Origin of the sequence: Streptomyces endocoffeicus, from assembly GCF_016741935.1 — a bacterium.
Classification (GTDB): domain Bacteria; phylum Actinomycetota; class Actinomycetes; order Streptomycetales; family Streptomycetaceae; genus Streptomyces; species Streptomyces endocoffeicus.
In genome coordinates this window covers 21590-28218 of record NZ_JAERRG010000064.1, presented here as the reverse complement: position 1 = coordinate 28218, position 6629 = coordinate 21590, and the positions used below count along the sequence as shown (strand labels likewise).

The following is a 6629-nucleotide window of genomic DNA, read 5'->3' as shown; positions in this document are numbered from 1 at the left end:
TTCCGAGGCCCGGATCCGTGAGCTCCGCCAGGAGGCCGGCACGGTCTTCCTCGTCAGCCACAACAACAAGTCCATCCGGGACACCTGCGACCGGGTGCTGTGGCTGGAGAAGGGCGAGTTGCTGATGGACGGCCCGACCGACGAGGTCATCAAGGCGTACGAGAAGGAGACCGGCAAGTAGCCGCTCGGCGAACGCGATCCCCTAGTCCATCAGGCCCCGCCGGGCAACCCGGCGGGGCCTTGTTGTCCACAAGCGGACCAGGTATCCCGGATGGGAATGGGCGTGGAACCGTGGCACGTTGGGCAGAGCGACGGGGGAATCTGCACGGGGGGCTGACGGGGTGGCCAGTAGTGGTGCCGTGGGCGGAAGCGGTCATGCCGAGAGGGTGTTCCGCGTGCAGCGGGCCTTCACTCAGCTCGGCGGGCGGGCCCATGGGCCCGGGGCGCTGGCCAGAGCGGCGGATCTGGACGACTCGACCGTCTACCGGATCCTCCAGTCCGGGGTGCACCAGGGCATCTTCGTCCGCGAGGGCCGGGGTCTTTACCGGCTGGGCTCGGCGGCCCCGCAGCTCGGTCTCAAGGCCTTGGCCCACTCGCCCGCGCCGGAGGCCGCCCACGCCCTTCTGGAGGCGCTGCGCCGGGCCACCGGGGGGCTGGCCTTCCTCTATCTGCTGGCGCCGTTCGGCGGCGCGCACCGGCAGTGTGTCGACATGGCCGTCGGCGACTCCGATCTGACGGAGCTGGGGATGACGCCGCGCGCGGTGCAGACCGTCGAGCACTCGCTGCGGGTGGGGGCCGCGGGGCGGGCCATCCTGGCGTATCTGCCGGAGACCATCCAGTCGGAGGTGCTGGACCGGCCGGTGCCCGCCGAGGCCGGTCCCGGCGCCTACCAGGACGATGTGCGGCTCCTGGCCTCGCTGGACCGGATCAGGGCGCGGGGGTACGCCCTGGGCCATGAGGAGTGCGCGGCGGGGTGGAACGAGTGCGCGGCGCCGGTCACCTGGGACGGGCTGGTGATGGGCTCGGTGCTGGTGATGAAGCCCAAACAGATCATGACGCGGTGTCCGGTGACCGTCATCGAGGCGGTGGAGCGGACGGCGGCGGACCTGGCCGACCTCGGGCGGGGCGGTCCCGCCGGTCCGGATGGCAACGATTCGAGAATGAAGTAAATTTACGGTAACAGGAGTAAACGTGAAGCGCATTCTCCGCGCTTCACCAGCCCTTTCTCGCGAGGCGAGAAAGGGCCGGAAATCCTTGACTCGTACGGGCGTGCGGCCGCAATAATCAAGAGGGCAATCAAGTCTGATTCTTGCATGATCGGCGGCTCGAAGAGCCGCCTAACTAGGGGGAAATGCCACCGTGTCCGACAGGGGCGGTCTCGCCGTCGTGCCCGATATTCCCGTGCCCAACTGGGCACGGGAGCTGGAACGTGTGCCGCTGTTATCAGCCAGGGAGGGCCAGACGTTTGCGCTGCTCGGCGCGGGCTGGTCCAACCGCCGTATCGCGCTGCGGCTCCAAGTGACCGAGCGCACGGTGAAGGCGCATGTGGCGTCAATACTCGCGAAACTGCAGGTGGAATCGCGGCTGCAGGCCGGTCTGGTCGCGCTCAGCTACCGCCACCTGTACCAAAGTACAGTTCCGGGGAGGGTCGTGGCCGGTTAGCGTTGCCCCGTCTGCCCGTTTATCCGTCGGCCGGATAACGACGTGAACCAATCTGTCGCACAGCAATCGCGCCGTCATAGGAAAGGTATTCATGACTGACCGTTCCGGCCCGAGCGGAATGAACCCCGTGTGGACGCTGGTGGTGTCCGGACTCACCGTCTTCATGGCCGCCTTGGACAACCTCGTCGTCATCACCGCGCTGCCCGCCATTCAGAAGGACCTGGGCACCAGCCTCCAGGACCTGGAGTGGACGGTGAACGGCTACACCCTCACCTTCTCGGTCTTCCTGATGGCCGGTGCGGCCGCCGGTGACCGGTTCGGCCGCCGCCGGGTGTTCCTGGCCGGCCTCGTCATCTTCACCGGCGCCTCCGCCGCCGCGGCGCTGTCCGACAGCGCGGACGCCCTGATCGCCGCCCGCGCCGTACAGGGCCTCGGGGCGGCCGTGGTGATGCCGCTGACGCTCACCCTGCTGACCGTGGCCGTCCCCGAGCGCCGGCGCGGTGTCGCGCTGGGCGTCTGGGGCGCCCTCAGCGGGCTCGCGGTCGCGCTCGGCCCGCTGATCGGCGGGGCCGTGGTGGAGAAGATCTCCTGGGAGTGGATCTTCTGGGTCAATGTGCCGATCGGCGTGGTGGTGCTGGTGCTCGGCCTGTGGAAGCTGGCCGAGTCCACCCGCCCGGACACCTCGCTGGACCCGGTGGGCACCGTGCTGGTCAGCCTCGGGGTGTTCGGCGTGGTCTACGCGCTGGTGTCCACCACCGAACACGGCTGGTCCAGCGGCCGGGTGCTCGGCTTCCTGATCGGCGGCCTGGTGGTGCTCGCGCTCTTCATCGGCTGGGAGCTGCGCACGGCCGAACCGATGCTGCCGATGCGGCTGTTTCGCAACCGCGCGTTCAGCGCGGTCAACGCGGCCAGCCTGCTGATGTTCGCGGCCATGTTCGGACTGGTCTTCCTGCTCACCCAGTTCATGCAGAACATCCAGGGCTTCTCGCCGCTGGAGGCGGGCGTGAAGATGCTGCCGTGGACGGCGATGCCGGTCGTCGTCGCGCCGCTGGCGGCGCTGCTGACCGCCCGGCTCGGCAACCGTCTGGTGGTCGCCGCGGGCCTGCTGTTCGAGGCCGCGGGTCTCGGCTGGCTGGCGTCCGTGGTGAGCGCGGACACCGCCTACGCCGACCAGGTGCCCGGCCTGGTGCTCGGCGGAATCGGCCTGGGGCTGTTCTTCTCGCCCGTCGCGGAAATGGCGATGAACGTCGTCGCGCCCCGCGACCAGGGAATCGCCTCGGGCGCCAACAACACCTTCCGGGAGCTCGGCGGCGCACTCGGCGTCGCGGTGCTCACCTCCGTATTCACCACGCTGGGCGGATACGGCTCGCCCCAGGAATTCGTGGACGGGCTGCGGCCCGCCGCCTGGATCGGCGCCGGAATCGCCGCCGTCGGCTGTCTGGCCATTCTCATGGCACCGCGCGGCCGCACCGCACCGGCCGAAACGAAGGTGATTTCTTCGGGGGCCGTCGAGGATTCATATGAGGGAAACCTCCCGAGCCGGTCGCGCAACTAATTTCGACAGAGCGAAGTCAGAGCGAACAAGATGATCCACCGGTCCCCGGGTCCCGGGTGACCGTTGGGTATGGGGGACGCTATGTACGACGTCATTGTGGTAGGAGCGCGCATCAGCGGGTCATCGACCGCGATGCTCCTGGCGAGAGCGGGGTACCGGGTCCTTCTCCTCGACCGGGCGAAATTCCCCGGCGGTAAGGGGGCCGCCACCAATCTGGTCCACCCTCCCGGAATTCTCCGGCTGAAGCGCTGGGGGCTGCTGGACGAGGTGGCGGCCACCGGCTGCCCGCCCATTCACTCCTACGGCCTCCAGAGCGGCCCCGTTCAGCTGATGGCCAAGCTGCCCGCCGTCGAGGGCGTGGCCGAGGCCTACTCCCCGGAGCGCCGCAAGCTGGACGAGATCCTGCTGGAGGCCGCCGTCAAGGCCGGGGCGGAGCTGCGGGAACAGGTCGCGCTGCGGGAACTGCTGACGGACGCCCAGGGCACCGTCATCGGCGTCCGGGCCGAGACCGAGGACCGCACCCCCATCGTCGAGCACGCCCGGCTGGTCGTGGGCGCCGACGGCTCGAACTCCACCGTCGCCCGGCTGGTGGGGGCCGAGAAGTACGACTCCCACCCGGTGCTCAACAAGAGCCACTGGTCGTACTGGGCCGATCTGCCGCACGACGGCAAGGTGCGCACCTACCGCCACCGCCATCAGCACGCCTTCACCTGGCCCACCCACGACGGCCTGACCATCGTCGGACTGGCCCTGCCGGTCAAGGACTTCAAGGCGTCCGCCGACGGGGAGCGCGACGCCACGGTCGTCTCCGCCTTCGAGGAGGTCGACCCGGAGTTCGCGGCGCGGCTGCGGGAGACCCGGCGCGTCGACAAGTGGATGACCGGCGCGGTCCCCAACTTCCTGCGCCACTGTCACGGCCCCGGCTGGGCCCTGACCGGCGACGCGGGCTACACCCGCGACCCCATCACCGCCGCCGGTATCACCGACTCGCTGCGCGGTGCCGAACTGCTGGTGGAGGCCGTGGAGCCGGCCCTGGCCGGGGACCGCGACCTCGCCCCCGCCCTCGCCGACTACGCCCGGCGCCGTGACGCCCTGGTGAGCGGCCACTTCCAGTACACCCGCGACCACGCCGAGATCGCCGACTACAACCGCGAGGAGCTGGAGTTCATCCGGGCGATGGCCCGCAGCCCGCACCACGGCAGCGGCATGGTCGGGATGTTCGCCACCATCGTCCCGCCCGCCGAGTTCTACTCCCCGGCCAATATCCACGCCCTCTTCGACCACATCCCGCCGGGTTCCGAGCCGGGCTGGAAGATCCGGATGGTGCGCTGGCTCGTCCGCGGCGCGCCCCGGCATCTGCCCCCGGCGACCCGGCTCGCCGACCGGCTGATCGCCGCCAACCTCGGGAGCATGGGCACCTTCCTGCTCGACTCCCCGGTCGCCCGCGTGGCTTAGGGGGTGTCCGACGGTACGCGTACGCCTGCGGCGGGCTGATCCCCTCCCCGCCCCTCCCCACAACTGGGGCTCCGCCCCAGACCCCGCTCCTCAAACTCCCCCAGCTACCGCTGGGAGGTGCCCCCTGGAGGGGCTGATTTCAGCCCGTCCGGCGATTGAGGACACGCCCGAAGGGCGTCCGGGGCCCAGGGGCGAAGCCCCTGTAACGGGAAGGGGCGGGGAGGGGAAAGAACCGCCGGACAACCCCGTAGCCGGGCTCACCCACGGGCGCGCCCACCCGGCACGGCCGCGACCTCACAACGGCCTTTCGGCCGCCCACAGCGCCGCGCCACCCGCGCGGGTGGCGCACCTCACCCACCGTCACCATCACAGCCATGGAGGCATCGGCATGTCCAGCAATCCGTCCCCCGGCGTCACGACGGCGTTCCTCTTCCCCGGACAGGGCGGCTTCGACGGCGAGGCGCTCCGCCGCGCCAAGGAGCGCCATCCCCAGATCGGCCGGGTCTTCGAGCGGCTCGACACCGTGACCGAGGAGCTCTACGGCAGCCGCATCTCCGAGGTGCTCTTCGGCGAGCGCAAGGCCGATCTGCGCGATCTGCTCGACAACGACCCGTGGGCCTCCCAGGTCGCCATCTACGGCGCCGGTCTGGCCGCCTACGAGATCCTCGCCGCCCAGGGCGTCGCCCCCGACGTGCTGGCCGGGCACAGCCTCGGCGAGATCACCGCCCTGGTGGCGGCCGGGGCCTTCTCGGTCGAGGACGGGGTCCGGATCGTCGCCCGGCGCGTTGCCGTGATCGAGCGGCAGGGCGGGGTCGACGGCCGCATGGTGGCCCTGGCCGCGAGCGCCGAGCGCACCCGCAAGCTGCTGGAGCTGGTGGACGAGCCGCTGCTGGCCGTCGCCACCGAGAACCACGACGAGCAGACCGTGGTCAGCGGCCCCGCCGGGATCCTGGACCGGGTCGTGGCGATCGCCGGGCAGCTGGACGTGGGCGCCATCGAGATCGACACCCCCTTCCCCTTCCACACCCCGGCGCTCGCCCCCGCCGCCCCCGAGTTCGCCGCGTACGTACGGAAGCTGGACCAGCGTCCGCTGAACCGCCCGGTCTACTCGCCGATCCTGCAGCGCTACTACGAACCGGGCGACGCCCTCGCCGATCTGCTGGCCGAGCACTTCACCCGGCCGGTGCGGTTCGCCGCCGCCGTACGGCACCTGCGGGAGACCGGCGCCGAGGTGTTCGTGGAGGCGGGCGGGCGCGCCGCGCTCTCCAAGCTGGTCGCCAAGGTGACCGACGGCTCCGCGGTGCGATCGCTGCCCACGCTGGCCGTGACCGGCGGCCGGCTCGCGCTCGACGGAACCCTCGACGCGCTGCGCGAGGCCGGTCTTGCGGCGCCGGAGCGGGGCGGGCTCGCCGAGCTGCTGGCCCCCTCGGTGCCCGCGGACGTCTTCGCGGCGTACTGGAGCGAGCGCGGCCACATGGTGCTGGAGCTGGTCCGCACCGAACTGGACGCCTTCCGCAAGTCCACCGAGGGCGGCGCCGAGCCCGGGCCGGAGCCCGCGGCCGCCGCCGGACCGGAGCCCGCCGCCGAGGCCGCTCCCGCGTCCGCACCGGAGGCCCCGGAAGCCCCGGCGGCTCCCGCGTCCGGTTCGCGGGCCGACGGGTACGGCCGCGACCAGCTCTTCGGGGAGCTGCGGACCCTCTACGCCGAGGCGCTCGAATACCCCGAGGACGTCTTCGAGGACGAGGTGCAGCTGGAGGCCGAGCTGGGCGTCGACTCCGTCAAGCAGGTCGAACTCCTGTCCAGGGTCTCGAGCCGCTACGGGCTGCCGCCGCGCGAGTCCGGCTTTCGGCTGGCCACCTACAACACCATGGGCAAGATCACCGACTTTGTGCTGCAGCAGCTCAACGACCAAGGGGCCTACGCACCGGCCTCCGCCAGGGGCTGAAGCGCCCCCTCG

General features: G+C 71.0%; 5 protein-coding genes and 1 pseudogene. All 6 read left to right on the top strand.

What is annotated here, in order from left to right:
- A pseudogene (locus tag JK364_RS52310) lies at window positions 1-181 on the top strand (ABC transporter ATP-binding protein); the annotation flags it as partial.
- 214 nt (window positions 182-395) lie between these two features.
- On the top strand, window positions 396-1169 hold the full coding sequence (locus JK364_RS52305; protein ID WP_307841695.1) for an IclR family transcriptional regulator: 774 nt from the start codon (window positions 396-398) through the stop codon (window positions 1167-1169).
- A gap of 190 nt (window positions 1170-1359) precedes the next feature.
- Window positions 1360-1662, top strand: coding sequence for a response regulator transcription factor (locus tag JK364_RS56565; RefSeq protein ID WP_078956540.1), 303 nt, complete (start codon window positions 1360-1362; stop codon window positions 1660-1662).
- Window positions 1663-1753: 91 nt separating this feature from the next.
- Window positions 1754-3217 (top strand): MFS transporter, encoded by a 1464-nt coding sequence (locus JK364_RS52295; protein WP_201858536.1) that lies wholly within the window; start codon window positions 1754-1756, stop codon window positions 3215-3217.
- Window positions 3218-3298: 81 nt separating this feature from the next.
- On the top strand, window positions 3299-4672 hold the full coding sequence (locus JK364_RS52290) for an NAD(P)/FAD-dependent oxidoreductase (RefSeq protein WP_201858535.1): 1374 nt from the start codon (window positions 3299-3301) through the stop codon (window positions 4670-4672).
- A gap of 388 nt (window positions 4673-5060) precedes the next feature.
- On the top strand, window positions 5061-6617 hold the full coding sequence (locus JK364_RS52285) for an acyltransferase domain-containing protein (RefSeq protein WP_201858534.1): 1557 nt from the start codon (window positions 5061-5063) through the stop codon (window positions 6615-6617).
- The last annotated feature ends 12 nt before the right edge of the window (window positions 6618-6629 follow it).

Bases quoted from the DNA above. Each gene is read 5' to 3' on its own strand.
- JK364_RS52285 (WP_201858534.1), top strand. From the start codon at position 5,061: ATGTCCAGCAATCCGTCCCCCGGCGTCACGACGGCGTTCCTCTTCCCC.
- JK364_RS52290 (WP_201858535.1), top strand. From the start codon at position 3,299: ATGTACGACGTCATTGTGGTAGGAGCGCGCATCAGCGGGTCATCGACC.
- JK364_RS52295 (WP_201858536.1), top strand. From the start codon at position 1,754: ATGACTGACCGTTCCGGCCCGAGCGGAATGAACCCCGTGTGGACGCTG.